This is a genomic window from Lentzea chajnantorensis, from assembly GCF_054300775.1.
Genome location: NZ_JBSDZT010000002.1, coordinates 7,877,771 through 7,899,505 on the forward strand (window position 1 = coordinate 7,877,771; position 21,735 = coordinate 7,899,505).

The 21,735-nt window shown below is 71.1% G+C and carries 25 protein-coding genes and 1 pseudogene; 15 read left to right on the forward strand and 11 right to left on the reverse strand.

Going from position 1 to position 21,735, the window contains the following annotated elements:
• The first annotated feature begins 16 nt into the window (after positions 1 to 16).
• The 4 genes and pseudogenes from cobU (at position 17) to ACVDFE_RS37620 (ending at position 2,409) form a co-directional block, all read left to right on the forward strand.
• A complete protein-coding gene (gene cobU, locus ACVDFE_RS37605) occupies positions 17 to 556 on the forward strand; it encodes a bifunctional adenosylcobinamide kinase/adenosylcobinamide-phosphate guanylyltransferase (protein WP_360397411.1) in 540 nt (179 codons plus the stop codon).
• Positions 553 to 1,707: a nicotinate-nucleotide--dimethylbenzimidazole phosphoribosyltransferase gene (gene cobT / locus ACVDFE_RS37610; RefSeq protein ID WP_458433770.1), complete on the forward strand. Its 1,155-nt coding sequence runs from the start codon at positions 553 to 555 to the stop codon at positions 1,705 to 1,707. Before cobU ends, cobT begins: the two co-directional genes overlap by 4 nt.
• Positions 1,704 to 1,994: pseudogene (locus ACVDFE_RS37615) on the forward strand (adenosylcobinamide-GDP ribazoletransferase); the annotation flags it as partial. The gene cobT and the pseudogene ACVDFE_RS37615, both read left to right, overlap by 4 nt.
• A 97-nt stretch (positions 1,995 to 2,091) precedes the next feature.
• On the forward strand, positions 2,092 to 2,409 hold the full coding sequence (locus ACVDFE_RS37620; protein WP_458433771.1) for an adenosylcobinamide-GDP ribazoletransferase: 318 nt from the start codon (positions 2,092 to 2,094) through the stop codon (positions 2,407 to 2,409).
• A 22-nt stretch (positions 2,410 to 2,431) separates the two neighbouring features.
• On the opposite strand, the gene ACVDFE_RS37625 is transcribed toward ACVDFE_RS37620, so the two are convergent.
• A complete protein-coding gene (locus ACVDFE_RS37625; RefSeq protein ID WP_458434461.1) occupies positions 2,432 to 3,241 on the reverse strand; it encodes a branched-chain amino acid aminotransferase in 810 nt (269 codons plus the stop codon).
• A 372-nt stretch (positions 3,242 to 3,613) separates the two neighbouring features.
• Between ACVDFE_RS37625 and ACVDFE_RS37630 the strand changes: the two genes are divergently transcribed.
• Complete coding sequence (locus tag ACVDFE_RS37630) at positions 3,614 to 3,883, forward strand: hypothetical protein (protein ID WP_458433772.1); 270 nt, start codon at positions 3,614 to 3,616, stop codon at positions 3,881 to 3,883.
• On the opposite strand, the gene ACVDFE_RS37635 is transcribed toward ACVDFE_RS37630, so the two are convergent.
• Positions 3,807 to 5,057, reverse strand: coding sequence for an amino acid permease (locus tag ACVDFE_RS37635; protein ID WP_458433773.1), 1,251 nt, complete (start codon positions 5,055 to 5,057; stop codon positions 3,807 to 3,809). The two genes, ACVDFE_RS37630 and ACVDFE_RS37635, sit on opposite strands and share 77 nt — an antisense overlap.
• A 217-nt stretch (positions 5,058 to 5,274) precedes the next feature.
• On the opposite strand from ACVDFE_RS37635, the gene ACVDFE_RS37640 reads away from it, so the two are divergent.
• The 3 genes from ACVDFE_RS37640 to ACVDFE_RS37650 all read left to right on the forward strand — a co-directional run bounded on the left by ACVDFE_RS37640 (position 5,275) and on the right by ACVDFE_RS37650 (position 7,541).
• Positions 5,275 to 6,747 (forward strand): leucyl aminopeptidase, encoded by a 1,473-nt coding sequence (locus tag ACVDFE_RS37640; protein ID WP_360397399.1) that lies wholly within the window; start codon positions 5,275 to 5,277, stop codon positions 6,745 to 6,747.
• 108 nt (positions 6,748 to 6,855) lie between these two features.
• Positions 6,856 to 7,317: an OsmC family protein gene (locus ACVDFE_RS37645; RefSeq protein WP_458433774.1), complete on the forward strand. Its 462-nt coding sequence runs from the start codon at positions 6,856 to 6,858 to the stop codon at positions 7,315 to 7,317.
• Entirely contained in the window at positions 7,314 to 7,541 is a 228-nt protein-coding gene (locus tag ACVDFE_RS37650; RefSeq protein ID WP_458433775.1) for a hypothetical protein, read from the forward strand. Before ACVDFE_RS37645 ends, ACVDFE_RS37650 begins: the two co-directional genes overlap by 4 nt.
• On the opposite strand, the gene ACVDFE_RS37655 is transcribed toward ACVDFE_RS37650, so the two are convergent.
• Positions 7,538 to 7,864, reverse strand: coding sequence for an oxidoreductase (locus tag ACVDFE_RS37655; RefSeq protein ID WP_360397393.1), 327 nt, complete (start codon positions 7,862 to 7,864; stop codon positions 7,538 to 7,540). The two genes, ACVDFE_RS37650 and ACVDFE_RS37655, sit on opposite strands and share 4 nt — an antisense overlap.
• Positions 7,865 to 8,044: 180 nt before the next feature.
• Between ACVDFE_RS37655 and lpdA the strand changes: the two genes are divergently transcribed.
• The 6 genes from lpdA (at position 8,045) to ACVDFE_RS37685 (ending at position 14,052) form a co-directional block, all read left to right on the forward strand.
• Positions 8,045 to 9,433, forward strand: coding sequence for a dihydrolipoyl dehydrogenase (gene lpdA / locus ACVDFE_RS37660; RefSeq protein WP_458433776.1), 1,389 nt, complete (start codon positions 8,045 to 8,047; stop codon positions 9,431 to 9,433).
• Between the two features lie 50 nt (positions 9,434 to 9,483).
• Positions 9,484 to 11,253 (forward strand): 2-oxoglutarate dehydrogenase, E2 component, dihydrolipoamide succinyltransferase, encoded by a 1,770-nt coding sequence (sucB, locus tag ACVDFE_RS37665; protein WP_458433777.1) that lies wholly within the window; start codon positions 9,484 to 9,486, stop codon positions 11,251 to 11,253.
• Between the two features lie 109 nt (positions 11,254 to 11,362).
• Entirely contained in the window at positions 11,363 to 12,253 is an 891-nt protein-coding gene (locus ACVDFE_RS37670; protein ID WP_458433778.1) for a TIGR01777 family oxidoreductase, read from the forward strand.
• Positions 12,250 to 12,828, forward strand: a complete 579-nt coding sequence (locus ACVDFE_RS37675) for a phosphatase PAP2 family protein (RefSeq protein ID WP_360397385.1) — start codon at positions 12,250 to 12,252, stop codon at positions 12,826 to 12,828. The genes ACVDFE_RS37670 and ACVDFE_RS37675 overlap by 4 nt, the downstream gene beginning before the upstream one ends.
• Positions 12,785 to 13,513, forward strand: a complete 729-nt coding sequence (gene lipB, locus ACVDFE_RS37680) for a lipoyl(octanoyl) transferase LipB (protein ID WP_360397383.1) — start codon at positions 12,785 to 12,787, stop codon at positions 13,511 to 13,513. Before ACVDFE_RS37675 ends, lipB begins: the two co-directional genes overlap by 44 nt.
• A 38-nt stretch (positions 13,514 to 13,551) precedes the next feature.
• Positions 13,552 to 14,052: a hypothetical protein gene (locus ACVDFE_RS37685; protein WP_458433779.1), complete on the forward strand. Its 501-nt coding sequence runs from the start codon at positions 13,552 to 13,554 to the stop codon at positions 14,050 to 14,052.
• Positions 14,053 to 14,077: 25 nt separating this feature from the next.
• Here ACVDFE_RS37685 and ACVDFE_RS37690 read toward each other — a convergent pair whose 3' ends face one another.
• The 3 genes from ACVDFE_RS37690 to ACVDFE_RS37700 are packed head-to-tail and all read right to left on the reverse strand — an operon-like array spanning position 14,078 to position 16,323.
• A complete protein-coding gene (locus ACVDFE_RS37690) occupies positions 14,078 to 15,010 on the reverse strand; it encodes an LLM class F420-dependent oxidoreductase (RefSeq protein ID WP_458433780.1) in 933 nt (310 codons plus the stop codon).
• A gap of 9 nt (positions 15,011 to 15,019) precedes the next feature.
• The gene (locus ACVDFE_RS37695) at positions 15,020 to 16,018 is read right to left on the reverse strand and encodes a CaiB/BaiF CoA transferase family protein (RefSeq protein WP_360397458.1); all 999 of its coding nucleotides are present in this window, start codon (positions 16,016 to 16,018) and stop codon (positions 15,020 to 15,022) included.
• A complete protein-coding gene (locus ACVDFE_RS37700) occupies positions 16,015 to 16,323 on the reverse strand; it encodes an antibiotic biosynthesis monooxygenase family protein (protein ID WP_360397456.1) in 309 nt (102 codons plus the stop codon). The genes ACVDFE_RS37695 and ACVDFE_RS37700 overlap by 4 nt, the downstream gene beginning before the upstream one ends.
• A 94-nt stretch (positions 16,324 to 16,417) precedes the next feature.
• On the opposite strand from ACVDFE_RS37700, the gene ACVDFE_RS37705 reads away from it, so the two are divergent.
• Entirely contained in the window at positions 16,418 to 17,194 is a 777-nt protein-coding gene (locus ACVDFE_RS37705; RefSeq protein ID WP_360397377.1) for a cyclase family protein, read from the forward strand.
• Positions 17,195 to 17,374: 180 nt separating this feature from the next.
• Here the strand turns inward: ACVDFE_RS37705 and ACVDFE_RS37710 are convergent, their stop codons facing one another.
• From ACVDFE_RS37710 to ACVDFE_RS37730, 5 genes are all read right to left on the reverse strand, one after another.
• A complete protein-coding gene (locus tag ACVDFE_RS37710) occupies positions 17,375 to 18,292 on the reverse strand; it encodes an acyltransferase domain-containing protein (RefSeq protein ID WP_458433781.1) in 918 nt (305 codons plus the stop codon).
• A 64-nt stretch (positions 18,293 to 18,356) separates the two neighbouring features.
• Positions 18,357 to 19,571 carry a ketosynthase chain-length factor gene (locus ACVDFE_RS37715; protein WP_360397373.1) on the reverse strand — a complete coding sequence of 405 codons (1,215 nt, stop codon included), beginning with the start codon at positions 19,569 to 19,571 and terminating at the stop codon, positions 18,357 to 18,359.
• On the reverse strand, positions 19,568 to 20,836 hold the full coding sequence (locus tag ACVDFE_RS37720) for a beta-ketoacyl-[acyl-carrier-protein] synthase family protein (RefSeq protein WP_360397371.1): 1,269 nt from the start codon (positions 20,834 to 20,836) through the stop codon (positions 19,568 to 19,570). Before ACVDFE_RS37720 ends, ACVDFE_RS37715 begins: the two co-directional genes overlap by 4 nt.
• Positions 20,833 to 21,546 (reverse strand): hypothetical protein, encoded by a 714-nt coding sequence (locus ACVDFE_RS37725; RefSeq protein WP_458433782.1) that lies wholly within the window; start codon positions 21,544 to 21,546, stop codon positions 20,833 to 20,835. The genes ACVDFE_RS37720 and ACVDFE_RS37725 overlap by 4 nt, the downstream gene beginning before the upstream one ends.
• Positions 21,547 to 21,732 carry a hypothetical protein gene (locus ACVDFE_RS37730; RefSeq protein ID WP_360397367.1) on the reverse strand — a complete coding sequence of 62 codons (186 nt, stop codon included), beginning with the start codon at positions 21,730 to 21,732 and terminating at the stop codon, positions 21,547 to 21,549. It abuts the gene before it with no gap.
• Between the last annotated feature and the right edge of the window lie 3 nt (positions 21,733 to 21,735).

Sequence of the window (21,735 nt, forward strand, 5' to 3'; positions counted from 1 at the left end):
GGACGAAGGCTAACCCTTGACCACCAGAACGCTCGTGCTCGGCGGCGCCCGTTCGGGCAAGTCCGCGCACGCGGAAGGCCTGCTCACGGACGCGACCGTGACATATGTCGCAACGGCGCGCCGCTACCCCGACGACCCGGACTGGGACGCGCGCATCGCCAAGCACGTCGCCCGCCGCCCGTCCACCTGGCACACCGTGGAGGCGCCCGCGTCCGGTGACCTGTCGGCGTTGCTCACCGCGACGTCGTACGACGACCCGCCGATCCTGGTCGACGACCTGTCGACGTGGCTGGTGGGCGCGCTCGACGACGCCGGCGCGTGGGAGGGCCACGGCATCGGCGCGGTCGAACGCGCCGTCGACGAGCTCGTCGGCTCCATCGCCACCTGCCGGGCGCGGCTCGTGCTGGTGAGCGCGGAGGTCGGCCTCGGCGTCGTTCCGTCGACGCGCTCTGGCAGGCTCTTCCGCGACCACCTCGGTGCGCTCAACGCGCGCGTCGCCGGGGTGTGCGACGAGGTGCTGCTGCTCGTCGCCGGCATCCCGCTGAGACTGCGATGAGGAGTGACCAGGTGAGCACCGAGTTCCCGCCGGTGGAGGCGCCGGACGAGACCGCTCTGCGCGAGGCGCGAGCCAGGCACGCGGTGCTGACCAAGCCGGTCGGCTCGCTCGGCCGCCTGGAGGACCTCGGCATGTGGGTCGCGGCGTGCCAGGGCGTCGTGCCGCCCAAGCCGTTCGTGCGGCCGCGGGTCGTGGTGTTCGCGGGTGACCACGGCATCACCGCGCAGGGCGTGTCGGCGTACCCGAGCGAGGTGACCGGGCAGATGGTCGCCAACTTCCTGACCGGCGGCGCCGCGGTGAACGTCCTCGCGCAGGTCGCGGGAGCCACCGTGCGCGTGGTCGACATGGCCGTCGACTCCGACACCCCCGCCGCGGTCAGCGCGCACAAGGTGCGGCGCTCGTCCGGGTCGATCGACCGCGAGGACGCGCTCACCCGCGAGCAGTGCGAGGCGGCCATCGCGGCCGGTCGCGCCGTCGCCGACGAGGAGGTCGACTCGGGCGCCGACGTGCTCGTCGCGGGCGACATGGGCATCGGCAACACGACGCCGGCGGCGGTGCTGATCGCGTCGCTGACCGGGTCGGAGCCGGTCGCGGTCGTCGGCCGCGGCACCGGCATCGACGACCAGGCGTGGATGCGCAAGACGGCGGCGATCCGCGACGCGCTGCGCCGGGCGCGGCTGGTGATCAGCGACCCGGTGGCGTTGCTGGCCACGGCCAGTGGCGCGGACATCGCGGCGATGGCCGGGTTCCTGGCCCAGGCGGCGGTGCGCAAGACCCCGGTGGTGCTCGACGGCGTCGTCGTCGGTGCGGCCGCGGTGGTGGCCGAGGAGCTGGCGCCGGGTGCGCGCGAGTGGTGGGTCGCCGGGCACGAGTCGGCCGAGCCCGCGCACGCGATCGCACTGGGGCACCTGAACCTGAAGCCGCTGCTGGAGTTCGGCATGCGGCTCGGCGAGGGCTCCGGTGCGGTGGCGGCGCTGCCGTTGCTCAGCGCCGCGGTGAAGGTGCTCGCGGAGATGGCGACGTTCGAGAGCGCCGGTGTCACGGCCCGCGAGGACCAGCACGTGCTGGAGAAGCAGCTCGACGGTGTCGACGATGACGACGACGCAGAGCTGAGCCGCCGGGAACCGAGCCGCGAAGAACCGGCTGAGTGAAGCTCGCCCTCTCCTGGCTGACGGTCCTGCCGATCCGCGTCGACGCCGTCGACGGCGTCGCGGCTCGGCGGGCCATCAGCTGGGCACCGGTCGTCGGCCTGCTGCTCGGCGCGTTCGCGGCTGGTGTGCTGGAGCTGCTCGCGATATCCGATATATCAGCGCTGGTGGCTGGGTTCCTGGTCGTCGGCGTCGTAGCTCTGGTGTCGCGCGGCATGCACGTCGACGGGCTCGCCGACGTCGCCGACGGCCTCGGTTGCTACGGGCCGCCCGAGCGGGCGCTGAAGGTCATGAAGGACGGCGGCGCCGGGCCGTTCGGCGTCGTCACGTTGATCGTGGTGCTCGGAAGCTCAGGCAGCGGCGCTGCCCCAGGCCCACTGGGGAACGGTGCTGCTGGCGTTCGCGGTGAGCCGGGCCGCGTTCGGGATCTGCTGCCTGCGCGGCGTGCCCGCGGCTCGGCCGGAGGGGCTCGGCGCGCTCGTCGCGGGCACGCAGCACCCGGCGGTCGTCGCCGGCACGTGGGTGGTGCTCGCCGTCGCGGCGGTTCCGCTCGGGGTGCGCGCCGTCGTCGCCGTCGTCGCCGCGGCCCTGCTGGTGTGGTTGCTCGTGCGGCACACCGTGCGGCGGTTCGGCGGCATCACCGGTGATGTGCTCGGTGCTGCCGCCGAACTCGCACTGCTCGTCGTGCTGGTCGTCTCCGGGTAGGGGACCTGACCAGGACGGGGACCTAGCCGAGCACCGTCATCCAGCCGTGGGTGTCGGCGACGTGGCCGTGCTGCAGGCCGGTCAGGCGCTCGCGCAGCTTCATGGTCACCGAGCCGGTGCCGCCGTCGGCGATGGAGAACTCGCCACCGGCGTGCTTGACGTGGCCGACGGGGGTGATGACGGCGGCCGTGCCGCACGCGAAGACCTCGGTGAGCTCACCGGAAGCGTTCGCCTTCTCCCACTCGTCGGTCGAGATGCGCCGTTCCTCGACGGTCAGGCCGAGGTCGGACGCCAGCCGCAGCAGCGAGCTCCGGGTGATGCCGGGAAGCAGCGTGCCGGTCAGCTCGGGGGTGACGACCTTGTCGCCGTAGACGAAGAACAGGTTCATGCCGCCCATCTCCTCGACCCAGCGGCGTTCCACCGCGTCGAGCCAGACGACCTGGTCGCACCCCTTCTCCGCGGCCTGCGCCTGCGCCACCAGGGACGCGGCGTAGTTGCCGGCGAACTTGGCCGCGCCGGTGCCACCGGGGGCCGCGCGGACGTACTCGGTCGAGAGCCACACGCTCACCGGGCGGACGCCGCTCGCGAAGTAGGAGCCGGCGGGGGAGGCGATCAGCACGTAGAGGTACTCGGACGAGGGTCGCACGCCGAGTCCCTTCTCCGTCGAGATCATGAAGGGCCGCAGGTAGAGCGACTCCTCGGGCGCCGAGGGCACCCAGTGGCCGTCGACGGCGAGGATCTGCCGCACCGACTCGAGGAACAGCTCGTCGGGGAAGCTCGGGCATGGCCATGCGGCGAGCCGACGCGCGGAAGCGCTCGGCGTTCGCCTCAGGGCGGAAGGACGCGATCGAACCGTCGGGCTGCCGGTAGGCCTTGAGCCCTTCGAAGATCGCCTGGCCGTAGTGCAGCACCATTGCCGCGGGGTCCAGTGCGAGGGTGGAGTACGGGCCGACCTCTGCGTCGTGCCAGCCCTGCTCGCGGTTCCAGCGGATCGTCACCATGTGGTCGGTGAAGTGCTGCCCGAAGCCCGGCTTGGCAAGCACCTCCGCTACGCGTTCCGGGGTCGCCGGCTGCGGGTGGGAGGTCCGGGTGAAAGGCAACGCGCTCGTCATGTGAGCACGGTAATACGCAGGTCGGGATACGGAAAATCGTCTTCCCAAAACTCGGACGTCCTACTAAGTCACACCGGTTAGAGTCCCCGACCATGACCGAGCAGGAACGATCTTCGAAGGGTGCTGACGTCCGCACCGTGCTGCAGGCCGCGCTGCTCGTGCTGGGCACCGGGCTGACGCTGCTCGACGGCTACGTGCTCGGCGGGGCCGGCGGTGTCGTGGGCGCCGTGTTCCTGGCCGTCTTCTTCCTCGCCGGGTACTACGGCATCAGCAAGGACAAGCCCTCTACGAACGGCCGGGTGTACGGGCTGGTGGCGTGTGTCGGCGTGACGCTGCTCGTCTTCCTCTCAGCGACGCTGTAGCGCCGATCAGCCCCGTGCCGGCGCCCACTCCCGCGAGCGAGATGAGCAGCGCGGGCACCGGCGTGCTCATGGCGAGCAGCACGGAGAGCCCGAGCCCGAGGCAGGCGGTGCGCATGGGCCACGTGCGGTCGTTCTGCAGCAACACGCGCGCCGACGCGTTCGTGAACGCGTAGTAGAAGAGCGTCGCGCACGCCGCCACGCCCAGCGCGATCGACAACGGCATGACGACCACCGCGAGCGCGCACGCGGCCACGACCACGACCGACAGCACCGCGGGCTTGAGGCGGCCCGGCAGGTCGCCGTCCTCCACCAGCCCGGTCAGCGTCCGGTGCGCCGACGCGAGCACGAAGTGCAACGCGGTCACCCCGGCCACCGCGGCGGCGATCTGCACGAGCGGCACCAGCGCCGCCGCGTCCGCCGCGACGAGCGCGTCCCGCAGCGGCGCGGGCGACAGGGCGAGGCGCGCGCTGCCGAGCTGGCGCAGCACACCGGCGCCCACGGCCAGGTACACCGCGAACGGCAGTCCGACCAGGACGGGGATGGCGATCCGCAGCACACCCGGCGGGTGCGGCCGCTCACCGCGGTGCGGGGCGGTGACGCGCTCGAAGCCGGTGAACGCCACGAACATCAGGCCGGCGGCACCGACGAGCTCGTTGGCGCTGCCCGTCTCCCCCGCCGACGGCACCGGCGGGATGGCGAAGCTCGCCACGGCCACGAGCACCAGCACGCCGAGCACGACCACCGCGGCCGCCGTGCTGACGCCGACGTCCCAGCGGAACCCGGCCGCGCCCAGCAGCGCCGTGGCCGCCACGAGGACGAGCGCACCGGCCAGCGGCTGGTCCGGCACCACGTACGCGCCGAACATCACCGCCACCGCCGCCGCCATCGCGCACCGGCCGAGCAGGTGCGCGCTCGCTGTCATCCGTGCGGGCCACACACCGAGCTGAGCACGTACGTATCCGTAACCGCCGCCGACGTCGGGGTAGGCACGGGACTGGTCCGCTGTCGAGAAGGCCGAGCACAGGGCGGCTGCCGCGGAGATGGCCAGCGCCGGGAGCAGCCACCAGCCCGCAAGACCTGCGGCGGGAACGAATCCGGCGAAGACCCCCGCACCGAGCACCGCGGGCAGACCGAGCGCGATCGCCGCTGCGATCTCGCGAGGCGTGTGGGTCACGGGGTACACATTCGCAGATGGGGCATCAGGCCGTAACCACCCGGTCGAATGACGCACGGATCGGGCGAACACGCCCGGTTCGGACACTCTTAGCAACTGTCAACGTCACGGATTGCCGCCGAACGAGGCGGGGCTCGGCATTGGCGGCGCACTCCGACCTTTAGCATAGGTCACGATTCCGAGCACACATACCACGCACAACCCCATGGAGCAGCACGTGACAGCCCCGAAGCTGGCCCTCACCGAAGGTGACCTGAGCACCACCGCCGCGGACGCAGTCGTCGTGGGCACCCTGCAGGGTGCGGACGGTCTGGAGCTCGCGCCCGGTGCCGAAGCGGTCGACGCCGCGTTCGACGGCGCGCTGCTCGAGGTGCTCGGCACCCTGCGCGCGACGGGCAAGGCCGACGAGCTCGTCAAGGTGCCGACGTTCGGCAAGATCTCCGCCCCGCTCGTCCTGGCCGTCGGCCTGGGCAAGACCGCGGGCGAGGAGCAGGTGCGCCGCGCGTCCGGTGTCGCCGCCCGCGCGCTCGCCGGCAAGAAGCGCGCCGTGAACACCCTGGGCGCGCTGCACGTCGGTGCCGCCGCCGAGGGCACCCTGCTCGGCGCGTACTCGTTCACCGAGTACAAGTCGGACAAGGGCGAGGCCGCGGTCGTGAAGGTCGACCTGCACGCCGCCGGTTCCAAGGAGAACAAGGCCGCGCTGAAGGCCGCCGTCGCGATCGCCGAGTCGGTCGCCATCGCACGCGACTTCATCAACACCCCGCCGAACGACCTCTACCCCGGTTCGTTCGCCGACCGCGCCGCGAAGCTCGCGACCGCCGCCGGTCTCGACGTCGAGGTGCTGGACGAGAAGGCGCTGAAGAAGCAGGGCTTCGGCGGCATCCTGGGCGTCGGCGGCGGCTCGACCCGCCAGCCGCGCCTCGTGCGCATCTCCTACAAGGGTGCCAAGGCCACCAAGAAGGTCGCCCTGGTCGGCAAGGGCATCACGTTCGACACCGGCGGCATCTCGATCAAGCCGGCCGCGGGCATGGACGAGATGACCTCGGACATGTCCGGTGCCGCCGCGATCGTCGCCTCGATGGTGCTCGCCGCGAAGCTCAAGTACCCGCTGGAGATCATCGCCTCGATCCCGATGGCGGAGAACATGCCCTCCGGCGACGCCTACCGCCCCGGTGACGTGCTCACCATGTACGGCGGCAAGACCGTCGAGGTGCTCAACACCGACGCCGAGGGCCGGCTGATCCTGTCCGACGCGATCGTGCGCGCCTGCGAGGACGGCCCCGACTACCTGATCGAGACCGCGACGCTGACCGGCGCGCAGGTCGTGGCGCTGGGCAAGCGCACGTCCGGTGTCATGGGCTCGGAGGAGTTCCGCGACCGCGTCGCCCGCATCGGCACCGCCGTCGGCGAGTCGGCGTGGGCCATGCCGCTGCCGGAGGAGCTGCGCGCCGACCTCGACTCGCGCCTCGCGGACCTCGCGAACGTCACCGGTCACCGGTGGGGCGGCATGCTCGCCGCGGGCCTGTTCCTGCGCGAGTTCGTGGCCGAGGGCGTGCAGTGGGCGCACATCGACATCGCCGGCCCGGCGTTCCACACCGGCGGCCCCTACGGCTACACCTCCAAGGGCGGCACGGGCGTCCCGGTCCGCACGATCGCGGCGGTGCTCGCCGACATCGCGGCCAACGGCTGAGGTGACCGGGTCCCGCGATCGTCCGGCGTGGACGGTCGCGGGACCGCGTGTGGGGACACGCCTCTCGCCGGGTTTGGGCACACCGCCCGAGGAGAGGAGTATTTCCGCATGGGGACGCATCGCTACGAGGTCGAGGTCGTCTGGACGGGCAACACCGGCAGCGGCACCGCCGGCTACAAGGCCTACGAACGCGCGCACGAGGTGCGGGCACCGGGCAAGGAGACGATCCCCGGGTCGTCGGACCCGGCGTTCCGCGGCGACCCGGCGCGCTACAACCCCGAGGAGCTGCTCCTCGCGTCGCTGTCGCAGTGCCACATGCTGTGGTTCCTGCACCTCGCGTCGCTCAACGGGGTGGTCGTGACGGACTACCGCGACCAGGCAGGCGGCACCATGGCCGAGCACCCGGACGGGTCGGGCCGCTTCACCGAGGTCCTGCTGAAGCCGGTCGTGACCGTGGCCGACCCGGAGATGCGGGCCACCGCGCAGGCGTTGCACGAGAAGGCGCACTCGATGTGCTTCATCGCGGCGAGCGTGAACTTCCCGGTGCGGCATGAGCCGACGGTGCGGTGAAACCGGGCTTCCACCCCATCGGGGACGTCGCGCGCAGGGCCGTGCCGCACGGGCTCGCCCCGATGTCCGATGAGGACCGGGAACGGCTGCTCGGCGAGTTCTGGGCCGAGGTCACCGACGGGCTCACCGGCCACCCCGCGTTCGCCGAGCACCTGCACCGGCTGGTCGAGGTCGAGGCGGCAGGCCGCTGCACGGCGCGGGCGACGGCGAGCGAGGCGTGCTAGCCGTTGCCCAGCTTCTTCTGGCGCGCGGTGTAGTCGCGCATGCGCTTGGGGTAGCCGACGATGCCCGCGTCGTAGATCGGCATGCCGTGCTTGCGGGCGAACGAGCGGGCGGCGTCGGTGCTCGCGACGCGGCGGCGGGTCCACTCGCCGTCGTGCGCGACCAGGACCACAGTGGTTTCGGTCACCGTGGTCTTCGGCTCGACGTAGGCCTCCACCCCCTGACGGCTCCTCGTCCACTCCTCGAGGTGGCTCGTGTCCTGGTTGGACGCGGTGCGCAGCACTCCAGGACGTGGTTTCCTGCGGAAACGGTCGAACAGCCCCATCGGGCACCTCCTGCGACTCCCTCCACCATGGTGCCAGGAAGGGGTGTCATGAGTAGGTGAATGATCAGAAAGCCAGCCGGGTGGCCCATGCCGGATCACCACGCTCCGGCAACTAGTGACAAGATGGCCGCGTACCTCGCGCGCACCCGCGCGTAGTAAGTAATCCCGAGGAGATCCGAAGTGACTTCGCCGGAACTGGAGTCGGCCACCAACGCCGATCTCGTCATCCTCGGCGGTGGTTCGGGTGGCTACGCCTGCGCGTTCCGCGCGGCCGAGCTCGGCCTGTCCGTCGTCCTGGTCGAGAAGGACAAGCTGGGTGGCACGTGCCTGCACCGCGGCTGCATCCCGACCAAGGCGCTGCTGCACGCGGCCGAGGTCGCGGACAACGCCCGCGAAGGCGACCAGTTCGGTGTGAAGAGCTCGCTCGAGGGCATCGACATCGCCGGCGTGAACTCGTACAAGGACGGTGTGGTCTCGCGGCTCTACAAGGGCCTGCAGGGACTCGCGAAGGCCAACAAGGTCACCTTCGTCGAGGGCGCCGGCACGTTCGTCGGCCCGAACACCGTCGTGGTGGACGGTCAGCGCTACACCGGCAAGAACGTGGTGCTCGCGACCGGTTCGTACGCGCGCAGCCTGCCCGGTCTGGAGATCGGCGGCCGCGTGATCACCAGCGACCAGGCGCTCACCCTGGACTTCATCCCGGAGAAGGTCGTCGTCCTGGGCGGCGGCGTCATCGGCGTGGAGTTCGCGAGCGTGTGGCGGTCGTTCGGCGCCGAGGTCACCATCGTCGAGGCGCTGCCCCGGCTGGTGCCCGCCGAGGACGAGTACGCCTCCAAGCAGCTGGAGCGCGCGTTCCGCAAGCGCGGGATCAAGTTCAAGACCGGCGTGAAGTTCACCGGCGCCACCCAGTCCGACTCGGGCGTGTCCGTCACGCTGGAGAACGGCGACGTCCTCGACGCCGACCTGCTGCTCGTCGCGGTCGGCCGCGGCCCGAACAGCGCGGGGCACGGCTACGAGGAGGCCGGCATCACGATCGACCGCGGGTTCGTCGTCACCGACGAGCGGCTGCGCACGAACCTGCCGGGCGTCTACGCCGTCGGCGACATCGTGCCGGGCCTGCAGCTCGCGCACCGCGGTTTCCAGCAGGGCATCTTCGTGGCCGAGGAGATCGCGGGCCAGAACCCGAAGGTGATCGACGAGGCGGGGATCCCGCGCGTCACCTACTGCAAGCCCGAGGTCGCCTCCGTCGGTCTCACCGAGGCCGCCGCGAAGGAGAAGTACGGCTCCGCCGAGACGTTCGTGTACGACCTCGCGGGCAACGGCAAGAGCCAGATCCTCAAGACCGCCGGCGGCGTGAAGCTCGTCAAGGCGCCCGACGGCCCGGTCGTCGGCATCACCATGGTCGGCGAGCGCGTCGGCGAACTCATCGGTGAGGCCCAGCTGATCTACAGCTGGGAGGCTTACCCGGACGACGTGGCCCCGCTGGTCCACGCCCACCCGACCCAGACTGAAGCCCTCGGCGAGGCGTTCCTCGCCCTGGCCGGCAAGCCGCTGCACGTGCACGGCTGACCGCTTCCCATCCAAGTCAGCCACACGAGAGCACGAGGAGTCAGCGAACAATGGCCTTCTCCGTCCAGATGCCCGCACTCGGTGAGAGTGTCACCGAGGGCACGGTCACCCGGTGGTTGAAGCAGGAAGGCGACCGGGTGGAGGTGGACGAGCCGTTGCTCGAGGTGTCCACCGACAAGGTCGACACCGAGATCCCCTCCCCCGCGGCGGGCGTCCTGCAGAAGATCGTCGCCCAGGAGGACGACACCGTCGAGGTCGGCGGCGAGCTCGCGGTCATCGGCGACGGTGACGGCGGTTCGTCCGACTCGGCCCCGGCTCCCGAGCAGGAGTCCGCTCCCGAGCAGGAGGAGCCGCAGCAGACGCAGCCTTCCGGGCAGCAGCCCTCCGAGGAAGCCCAGGAGGCGCCCGCGGCCCCGGCGCAGTCCGGTGGTTCGGCCGAGGGCACCGACGTCACGATGCCCGCGCTCGGCGAGTCCGTGACCGAGGGCACCGTCACCCGCTGGCTGAAGCAGGTCGGCGACAGCGTCGACGTCGACGAGCCGCTGCTCGAGGTCTCGACCGACAAGGTCGACACCGAGATCCCCTCCCCGGTCGCCGGCACGCTGCTGGAGATCACCGCCGGTGAGGACGAGACCGTCGAGGTCGGCGGCAAGCTCGCCGTCATCGGCTCCGGCAGCCCGGCCCAGTCGGCGCCCGCACCGGAGTCGAAGCCGGAGCCCGAGCAGGAAGCCCCCGCGCCGAAGCAGGAGGCACCCGCTCCCGCCCAGCAGCAGGAGGCGCCGAAGCAGGAAGAGGCACCGAAGCAGCAGGCACCGGCCCCGCAGGCCGCCCCGCAGCAGTCGGCTCCGGCCACCTCCGGCGACGACGCCAACGGCACGCCGTACGTCACGCCGCTGGTGCGCAAGCTCGCGTCGGAGAACGGCATCGACCTGGGCTCGCTGAAGGGCACCGGTGTCGGTGGCCGCATCCGCAAGCAGGACGTGCTGGCCGCGGTCGAGGCCAAGAAGGCCCCGGCTCCCGCGCCCGCCGCCGCTGCTCCGGCCGCCGCCGCTCCCGCCGGCCGCACCGCCACCCCGGCCGCGGCCGACGACTCGGGCAAGCGCGGCACCGTGCAGAAGCTCCCGCGCCTGCGTCAGATCGTCGCGCAGCGCACCCGCGAGTCGCTGCAGATGTCGGCCCAGCTCACCCAGGTGTTCGAGGTCGACGTCACCAAGATCGCCCGCCTGCGCAACCAGGCGAAGAAGGCGTTCGAGGCGCGGGAGGGCGCGAAGCTCACGTTCCTGCCGTTCTTCGCCAAGGCCGCCATCGAGGCGCTCAAGGCCCACCCGGTGCTCAACGCGTCGATCGACGAGGAGCGCAAGGAGGTCACCTACCACGGTGCCGAGCACCTCGGTCTGGCGATCGACACGGAGCGCGGCCTGCTCAACGCCGTGATCCACAACGCCGGTGACCTGAACCTGTCGGGCATCGCCCACAAGATCGGTGACCTGGCCGCGCGGGCGCGGTCGAACAAGCTCACGCCGGACGAGCTGACCGGTGGCACGTTCTCGCTGACCAACCTGGGCAGCAACGGCGCGCTCTTCGACACCCCGATCATCCAGCAGCCGCAGGTCGGCATCCTGGGCGTCGGCGTCGTGAAGAAGCGCCCGGTCGTCCTGACCGACGAGGACGGCAACGACACCATCGCGATCCGCTCGATGATGTACCTCGCGCTCACCTACGACCACCGCCTGGTCGACGGTGCGGACGCGGGCCGCTTCCTCACGACGGTGAAGAACCGCCTGGAGGAAGGCTCGTTCGAGGCCGACCTCGGTCTCTGACATATCGCACATCGCTCGTAGCTGAAGGCCATCCCGGTTTGTCCGGGGTGGCCTTCAGCACATTTGCCGCCACTGTGCAGCGGCTGGTCGTCTGCGGAACGATTCAGGCATGCGAGTTGTCATCGCGGGATCGTCGGGCCTGATCGGAACGAGCCTGGTGGCGTCGATGCGCGCCGCCGGTCACGAGGTGCTGCGGCTGGTGCGCCGCAGGGCCGCCGCGCCGGACGAGCGCGGCTGGGACCCGTACGCCGGCCGCGTCGACGACGGCACGTTCGACGGCGTCGACGCCGTCGTCAACCTCTGCGGTGCGGGCATCGGCGACAAGCGGTGGGACGACGCGCGCAAGCAGGTGCTGCACGACAGCCGGATCGTGCCGGCGGAGGTGCTGTCGGCGGCGGTCGTCGAGCACGGGGTGCCGGTGCTGGTGAGCTCGTCGGGTGCGCACTTCTACGGCGACACCGGGTCGCGGCTCGCCGACGAGGACGCCCCGGCCGGGCACACGTTCATGTCGCGGCTGACCCAGCAGTGGGAGGCGGCGACGGCGGTGGCGCAGGAGGCCGGCGTGCGGGTCGTGCTGATGCGCACGGCGGTCGTCATCTCCCCCACCGGCGGGGTGTTCGGGCGGTTGAAGCCGGTGTTCCAGCTCTTCCTCGGCGGCAAGCTCGGGTCGGGTGAGCAGTACTTCCCGTGGGTGTCGCTGGACGACGTCGTCTCCGCCTACCGGTTCGTGGTCGAGCACGACGACGTCCGCGGGCCGGTCAACGTGGCCGGGCCGGCGCCGGTGACGAACGCCGAGTTCACCAGGGCGGTGGCGGCGGCGCTGGGCCGGCCTGCGCCGTGGTCGGTGCCCGCGTTCGCGCTGAAGGCGCTGCTCGGTGGCGAGATGGCGGAGGAGCTGCTGCTCACCGGGCCGGGGCTGACGCCGAAGGTGCTGGAGAGCCGCGGGTTCACGTTCCTGCACCCGGCGCTGTCGGCGGCGTTGAACGCGGCGGTCGCATGACGCGCGCACTGGGCGCCGTGCTGGTGATCTCCTGGGTGTTGCTCGGACTGCCCGAGGTCACCGGGCTCGACGTGTGGGTGCACGACGCCCTGCCGCGGCCGGAGTGGCTGCGGGCGGTGGCGTTCGCGGTGAGCCTGGTGCTGGGGCCGACGATCGGGTGGGCGTTCGCGGCGGTGCTCGCCGTGCTGGCGTGGCGGCGGCGCGACACCCGGCTGTGGAAGGCGCTCGCGCTGCACGCGCTCTGCTCGGCGACGGTGCTGACGCGGTGGCTGTTCGACCGCGTCCGGCCGCTGGAGTACCACCTGCCCAGCTACCCGAGCGGGCACACGGTGGCGGTGGCGTCGGTGGCGTTCACGCTGGTGGTGCTGTTCCGCCGGGGCGTGCTGTGGGCGGTGCTCGCGGTGCTGGTGGCGGGCTTCGCGCGGATCGTGCTGGAGATGCACTGGGTGACCGACGTCATCGGCGCGGTGCTGGGTGTGACGGGGGTCGGCATCCTGGTCGGCCTCGCGCTGGGGTTGGTAACGTCGGTACGTGAACTCGTGCCGCACCTCGCCAGACCCCGTCGTCGTCCGTGAGCTGGGCCTCATCGACTACATGGCGGCGTGGGACCTGCAGAAGGAGATCGCGGAGGCGCGTGCCGGCGGTACCGGCCCTGACACGCTCCTGCTGCTCGAACACCCGCCGGTCTACACGTGCGGTCGGCGCACGCTCGACGAGGAACGGCCCGTCGGCGGCGACACCCCGGTCGTCGACGTCGACCGCGGCGGCAAGATCACCTGGCACGGCCCCGGCCAGCTCGTGGGCTACCCGATCGTCCGGCTGGCCGAGCCGATGGACGTCGTCGACTACGTGCGGCGCGTCGAGCAGGGCCTGATCGAGGTGTGCGACCGGCTGGGCGTGCACACCGGCCGGGTCGAGGGCCGCAGCGGCGTGTGGCTGCCCGCCGACGACCGCGGCCCGGAGCGCAAGGTCGCCGCGATCGGCATCCGCGTGCAGCGCGGCGTGACCATGCACGGCTTCGAGATCAACTGCAACGCGAGCCTCGACGCGTTCGGCGACATCATCCCGTGCGGCATCAAGGACGCGGGGGTCGCGTCGCTGTCGCACGAGCTCGGCCGCGACGTCACCGTCGCCGAGGTCCTGCCGCTCGCCCGTGACGCGGTGCTGGCCGCGCTCGACGGCACGCTCCCCCTGACGGACCGCACTTTGGCCCGCTCTGGACCCGTCGCTCCGGGTATCACCTTCGCTAGCATTCCGTAGCCCCGCGCGGGCCGCGGGTTTGCGGAGGAGGGTGCGTCGTGAAGCTTTCCCGACGCCAGTTGTTCACGGCTGCCGGTGTTACGGCATTCGCATCATCGGGACTGTGGGCGAGCACGGGCGCGGCGGCGGTGGCCGCGCCCGTGCGGGCCTGGAGCGGCGAGGTGCGCGTCGGTGACTGGGAGCAGTACTACCTGGGCCTCGACGGCGGAGCTCATCAGAGAGCACTCGATGTATTGGACATCGCACATCGCGACGGCGTCCGAGCTGACGAGCAGAACCTGATGGTGCCGGTCGAAGCTGTGCGCCGGGCTGCTCTGGAGCTCGGTGACCACGCGGCCGCCGACGTGCTGCGCGACCGGTTCGAGCTCGACTCGCCGTCGATGCTCGGGCGCGGGCTCACGCTCGTGCTCGGTCAGGGCGGCCTGGAGCAGCGCTACCTCGACGACCCCGGCCTACAGCTGCGATATATCGGATGTCGGTGGCGGTTCGCGAGCTACGTGCTGCCGATGCCGGCAGCAGTGCGCGCAGCTCTGAGCTGATGTCCCGTACGCGATATATGGGATATCAGGTGAGCTGTGGAGCTACGTCGGCGGCGATCTCGGTGATGTGGTCGAGGTCGGCCAGGTCCAGCACCTGCAGGTAGACGCGCTGGATCCCGGTCTGCTCGCGCCAGCGGCCGATGCGGTCGACGACCTCCGCCGGGCTGCCGGCGAGGCCGTCGGCCTTGAGCTCGTCGAGCTCGCGGTCGATGGCGGCGGCCCGGCGGGCGACCTCGGCGTCGGTGCGGCCGACGCACGCGACGAGCGCGACCGAACGGATGATCTCCGCCGGGTCGCGGTCGATCTCGGCGCAGGCGGCGTCGACGCGGGCGAACTGCTCGACCGCCTTGTCCATGCCGGTGAACGGCAGGTTGAACTCGGTGGCGTACGACGCGGCCAGCGCCGGGGTGCGGCGGGCGCCCGTGCCGCCGACCAGCACCGGGATCTGCTCCTGAGCGGGCTTGGGCAGCGCGGGCGAGTCGGTCAGCGAGTAGTGCCTGCCCTCGAACGAGAACGTGCCGCCGAGCGGTGTCTCCCAGAGGCCGGTGATGATGGCGAGCTGCTCCTCGTACCGCTCGAAGCGCTCCCCCAGCGCCGGGAACGGGATGCCGTAGGCGGTGTGCTCTGCCTCGTACCAGCCGGCGCCGATGCCGAACTCCACGCGGCCGCCGGACATCTGGTCGACCTGGGCGACGCTGATGGCGAGCGGGCCGGGGTAGCGGAACGTCGCGGCGGTCATCAGCGTGCCCAGGCGGATCGTCGACGTGTCCCTGGCCAGGCCCGCGAACGTGATCCACGGGTCCGTGGGACCGGGCAGGCCGTCGGCCGAGCCCATCTTCAGGTAGTGGTCGGAGCGGAAGAAGGCGCCGTAGCCGGCGTCCTCCGCGGTCCGCGCCACCCGGAGCAGGTCGTCGTAGCTCGCCCCCTGCTGGGGCTCGGTGAAGATGCGAAGTTCCACATCCCGAACCTAGTCGGCGGAGAAGCGCGGCGCAGGGACGGCGGCACCGTCCGGGGTGAACACCCCGCGCGCCACCAGGTGCGGGTGCGACGCCGCCTCCTCCAGCGACAGCACCGGTGTCACGCAGGCGTCGGTGCCGGCGAACACGTCGGCCCACTCGTCGCGGGTCCGGCTCAGGAACACCTCCGCGAACGCCTTGCGCAGCAACGGCCACCCGTCCCGGTCGAGCTGCGCGGGCAGGTCCTCGCCCGACAGCCCGAGCCCGGCCAGCAGCAGCGCGTAGAACTGCGGCTCCAGCGACCCCACCGCCACCGAACCGCCGTCCGCGCACTCGTAGAGCGAGTAGAACGGGCAGCCGCCGTCCAGCAGGTTCGCGTCGGGGGCGTCGGTCCACACCGACTGCGCCTTCATCGACCAGATCATCTGCGCGAGCGAGGCCACCCCGTCGACGATCGCCGCGTCGACGACCTGGCCGCGGCCGGTGCGCTGGCGTTCCCACAGCGCCGCCAGCACGCCCAGCACCAGGTACAGCGAGCCGCCGCCGAAGTCACCGACGAGGTTCAGCGGTGGTTTGCCGATGGCGTGCAGCACCCCGGTCACCGACAGGTAGTTGATGTCGTGCCCTGCGCGCTGGGCCAGCGGGCCGTCCTGGCCCCAGCCGGTCATCCGCGCGTAGACCAGACCGGGGTTGACCGCGAGGCAGTCGGACGGGCCGAGCCCGAGCCGTTCCAGCACACCGGGCCGGAAGCCCTCGACCACCACGTCGGCCGAGGCGATCAGCGACAGCACCTCGGACCTGCCCGAGGCCGACTTCAGGTCCGCGGTCACCGAACGCCTGCCGCGCAACAGGAAGTCGCGGGAGGCGTCCGGCACCACGGACAGGCCGCCGGACGGGCGCTCGACGCGCACGACCTCCGCGCCGAGGTCCGCGAGCAGCATCGCGCCGTGCGGACCGGGCCCGATGCCGCCGAACTCGACGACCCGCAGGCCCTGCAACGGGTTCATCAGGCCGCTTCGGCGACGGGCGCGTCGAAGGACAGCCGCGGGCCGAAGATGGCGCCCTGCGACTCGGCCAGGCCGCGCATCGCCTTGGCGTGGTTGCCGAAGTCCGGGTGCGCGAGCGCCGCGCGCAGGGCGTCCGCGCTCTCCCAGAGGGCGATGTTGATGTAGGAGGTCGGCTCGTCGAGCTGGCGCGACAGCGTGTACTTGACCAGACCGGGCTGGGCGCGCAGGAACTCGGCCGTGGAGTCGAAGGCCTTCTCGAACTCCTCGGGCTCGCCGGTGAGCTTGAAGCGGTTGACGAAGGTGATCATCGCGAGGCACTCCCCAATCGGACCGGACACCTGCGAAGACCATGCACACCGCGTCTTGAGACGTGCTCAAGGAACGCCCGCCAGGCTCGTCGGCATGCGCATCATCGATCTGTCTTCCCCCATTGACGCATCCGCGTACGAAGCGGACCCGGTGACGCACGAGGTGCTCACGGCCGCCCAGGGTGCCGAACACATGGCCGAGCAGCTGAAGGCGCGGCTCGGCATCGAGTTCGACGTCTCCGTGCTGCGGGACTCGGAGTTCCTGACGCTGGACCGGATCAGCCTCACCTCCCACACCGGCACCCACGTCGACGCTCCCAGCCACTACGGCTCGAAGACCACCTACGGCACCGGCGTCCCGCGCCACATCGACGAGATGCCGCTGGAGTGGTTCCACAACCCCGGCGTGAAGCTCGACGTGCGCGGCCACGGCACCGGCGTCATCGGCCCCGAGGTGCTGGAGAAGGAGTTCGCCCGCATCGGCTACACGCCCAAGCCGATGGACGTCGTCATCCTCGACACCGGCGCTGCCGAGCACGCGGGCACCCAGACCTACTTCACCGACTACACCGGGCTCGACGGCCCTGCCACGAACCTGTTGCTGGACCTCGGGGTCAAGGTGATCGCCACCGACGCGTTCAGCCTCGACGCGCCGTTCCCCGACATCGTGAAGCGCTACCTGGCGACCGGGGACGAGGGCGTGCTGTGGCCCGCGCACTTCGCCGGCCGCGACCGCGAGTACTGCCAGATCGAACGCCTCGCGAACCTGGACGCGTTGCCGGACTTCGGTTTCACCGTCGTCGCGTTCCCGGTGAAGATCAAGGGTGCCGGCGCGGGCTGGACGAGGGCCGTCGCCCTTCTCGACGACTAGCTCTCAAGTGAGAGCTGAATCACCATACCTACCGTGAAGGTATGGAAAACAACGAAATATGGCCACCGGAGAACGAAGACCACATCGTCCGCGGGATCGACTGAACGCCGCCAAAGGGCCGCCCTTCCCCCAGGAGTCACTCCGGGAGAGGGCGGCCCTTTTACGTCTTGGGAACCGTTGTCACGCGAGGCGGGCGCGGGCGGTCTCGACGGAGTCCGCGGCGTCCAGCAGCGGCAGCACGGCCGAGGCGCCCGACCGGACGGCCTTCGTGCGCCGCGCGAACGACGTCAGCGTCTGCCCGGGACCGGCCTCCACCAGCAGCACGTCGTGCATCGCCACGAGCTCGTTCAGCGCCGGCCCGAAGTACACGGCGTCGGTCAGCTGCCGCGTCCAGAACCGCGCGGACGACGCGTCGGCCTCGGTCATCAGCTTGCCCGTGTACCCGGAGTAGAGCGGCAGCCGCGGCGCGCGCGGGGACACGGTCCACGCGGCCAGCGCCTCGTCGACGGCGGGCTGCATCGCCGGACTGTGGAACGGGGTCGTGGCCGGCACGGTGACGACGACGTACTCATCGGCCTCCAGCCGCGCCCGCACCCGCGCGAGCGGTTCGTCGGGCCCGGCCAGCATCGTCTGCCGCGCCGAGTTCACCGCGGCGATGGCGACGTCGCCCTCCAGGTACGGCAGCAGGTCGGCCTCGGAGGCGGCGACGGCGAGCATCCCGCCGGACGGGATCGACACCGCCGACACGACCCGGTCGCGCACCAGCGACACGGCCTCGGGCAGCGTGAACACCCCGGCCAGGGTCGCCGCGACGACCTCGCCGGCGGAGTGCCCGATCAGCGCGACCGGTCGCACGCCCCACGACAGGACCAGGCGCCCCAGCGCGTAGTCGACCGCGTACAGCAGCGGCTGCGCGCGGGACACGTGGTCGATGTCGTCGCCGGCGAGCCAGTCCGCGCAGGCCACCGACCCGACCTCGCCGAACAGCTCGACCACCTCGTCGACGGCCGCGGTGAACACCGGTTCGGTGCCGTACAGCAACGCCGCCATCCGCGGGTACTGCGACCCCTGCCCGGGAAACATCAGTGCTACGTCCACAGAAAGCCTCCAGAAAAGCGACAGGGGCCGCGAGGAAGACCTCACGACCCCTGTGCGGGTGACATCACCTGTACTCGCGGACCACCATGGCGGAGTTGAAGCCGCCCTTGCCGCGCCCGAGCACCAGAGCGGCCTTCACCTTGCCGTGCCGCGCCTCGTTCATCACGAGGTCGATCTCGTACTCCGGCACCGGGTTCTCGACGTTGACGGTCGGCGGGATCGCGCTCCAGTAGATGGAGAGGATCGCCGAGGCCACGTCCAGGGACCCGCCACCGGCGAAGAGGCGGCCGGTCATGGTCTTCGGCGCCGTCACCGGCACGCCGTACGGCCCGAAGATGGCCTTGATCGCGTCGGCCTCCGCCTTGTCGAGCTCCGGGATGCCCGCCGCGTCGGCGAACACCACGTCGATCTCCGAGGCGTCCATGCCGGCGTCACGCAGCGCCAGCTCGGCGGCGCGCTTCAGCCCCGGCTCCCGCGACGGCATCTTCGAGTCGAACGTCGAGGCGTACCCGACGATCTCGCCGTAGATGCGCGTCCCCGGCCGTCCCGCCGCCGACTCCGGCGTCTCGACGACCATGATCGCACCGCCCTCACCGGCGACGTACCCGGAGGCGTCGCGGTCGAACGGCAGGTAGGCGCGCTTCGGGTTGTTGTTGCGCGACAGGCAACCCGACGCCTGGTGGGCGACCCACGCCCACGGGCACAGCGAGGAGTCCATGCCGCCGGTCAGCGCGAGCTGCACGCCCTTGCGCAGCTGCCGGCGGGCGTGACCGATGGAGTCGATGCCACCGGCCTGCTCGGACACCACGACCGCGCCGGGACCGCGCGTGCCGTGCCGGATGGAGATCTGCCCCGTGTTGACCGCGTAGAACCACGCGAACGACTGGTACGCCGAGACGTACTCCGGGCCCTGGTGCCACAGCTTCTGCAGTTCGCGCTGCCCGAACTCGTACCCGCCCGCCGTCGCCGCGGTGATCACCGCGATGTCGGTGTCGGGGATGTCGTTCGGCTGCACACCCGCACCACGCAACGCCCAGTCCGTGCCGACCAGTGTCAGCCGCGTCATGTGGTCCGTCTGCGGCAGCAGGCGACCCTGCAGGTGCCGCCCTGCCTCGAAGCCGGGCACCTCGCCGGCGATCTTCGCCCAGTAGTTCGCGCTGTCGAACCGGGTGATCGGCTTGATCGCCGCCTCACCGTGCAGGGTCGCCCGCCAGTACGCGGTCGGCCCCAATCCGTTCGGCGACGCGATGCCGATTCCCGTCACCACCGCCCGAGTCACCGGCCTGCCCCTTCCACCTTCTTGAGCACCATGGCGCTCTGGAACCCACCGAAACCACTGCCCACGGTCAGGAGCGTGTCGACCTTCTTCTCACGCGCCACCAGCGGCGTGTAGTCGAGGTCGCACTCCGGGTCCTGCTCGTGGAGGTTCGCCGTCGGCGGGATGAGGTCCTGCTCGAACGCCAGCAGCGAGCCGACGATCTCCAGGGACCCGATCGCACCCAGCGAGTGCCCGATCATCGACTTGAAGCCGGAGACCGGGGTCTTGTAGGCGTGCGCACCGAGAGAGCGCTTGAACGCCGCTGTCTCGTGCAGGTCGTTCTGCTTGGTGCCCGACCCGTGCGCGTTGATGTAGCCGACGTCCGTGGCGTCCGACCGCGCCTGCTTCAGCGCGATGTTGATGGCGTCGGACATCTCGATGCCCTCGGGGTGCAGGCCCGTCATGTGGTAGGCGTTGCACCGGGAGGCGAAGCCGGCGACCTCACCGTAGATGTGGGCGCCGCGGGCACGGGCGTGCTCCAGCTCCTCCAGCACGATGATCGCGCAACCCTCGCCCAGCACCAGGCCGTCGCGGGTCTTGTCGAACGGCCGGCACGCCGTTGTCGGGTCGTCGTTGCGGGTGCTGGACGCGCGGATCACGTCGAAGCACACCACGGTGATCGGGGAGAGCGGGGCCTCGGTGCCGCCGGTGACGACGACGTCCGCGGAGCCCTCCATGATCAGCTCGGCCGCGTAGCCCACCGAGTCGAGACCGGAGGTGCAGCCCGTGGAGACCACGGACACCGGTCCCTCGGCACCGACCGTCCACGCCAGCTCCGTCGCCATCGAGGACGGCGTGAAGTAGTCGTAGAGGTGCGGGACCGCGTAGGACTGGTCGACCTCCCAGTACTTGCCCCGGTCGGAGCCGACGATGAACTCGCGCTCCAGCGAGGTCGTGCAGCCGACTGCGGTGCCGAGCGAGACACCGATGCGGCCGGGGTCGAGCTGGTCGAACTCGATGCCGGAGTCGGACATCGCCTCACGACCCGCGACGACCGCGAACTGCGCGGCCCGGTCGAGCCGGCGGATCTCCTGCGGCGTCAAGCCTTCGCGCACTGGGTCGAAATCTGCTTCCCCCGCCATGCGGGAGCGGTACGGAGACGCGTCGAAGTGCGTGATGTTGCGAGTCGCCGTACGCCCTTCGGACAGCAGTTTCCAATACGCCTTCGTTCCGATGCCACCAGGTGCGACCACGCCCACCCCGGTGATGACGGCGCGACGACTCATCGGACACCTCCAATCGCCTTCTGTGCGGACACGGTCTGCTCCAATCTCGGACAGGGCACGGGAGCGACACCTGTTTCTGCCGAATGAACCGATGGTGAAACGGCCCGATCGAGGCCACCTCGAACGACGGCGTAGGACCCCTGTACGAGGCCGGCCCCCGCATCGGCCGCGAACAGCTGCTTCGCGGCCGCCGCGCCGTCGTCGTGACAACCAAATCCAAGGGGCACACCGGTTTCCGCGACCGAGGAGATGATCTCGCCGATCTGGTCCGGCCACAGCTTGCCCGCTGTGTCGTGCAGCAACACGGTTTCCGCCCCAGCCTCCGCGGCCGACAGCACGACCTCCAACGCGTGTTCGGGGTCGGTCAGCCAGCCGTCGAAGAAGTCCCGCGCCTCCACGACCACTCGTCGTTCGGCGCGCACGAGCTGACGCACGGCGTCTCGGACCACCGAAATGCCGTGCCCTTGGACAACCACCGCCACCGCGGGTGTTTCCGCGGCCAGCAGTGCGTCGAGGTCCTCCGCACCGCCCGACGCGATGAGGGTGGCGATCCGCAACCGGAGCTCGACGGCCGCCCGGCGGTAGAACGACCGGGTGGGTCTTCCTCCGTCGACGAACGCGACGCCGAGCGCGTCGAGGCGCCGCACCGCGACCAGCCCGTCCGAGGTGGACTGGCCGGCGCGGCGCAGCGAGATGTCGTAGAGGTCCATCTAGAACCCCGACAACAGCACTCGGGAGGCCTCGATCTCGTACGCGCAGTGCCCCACGTCGGAAGGGCAACCCCTGCGCTGGTGCTCGACCGCGGCCTTCTCCAGGTACGTGGAGACCACGTAGAGCCCGTTGCGGCTCGCAGCGCGTGCAGCGGCGGTGAGCAAGTCCGCGCCAGCCAACCTCATCAC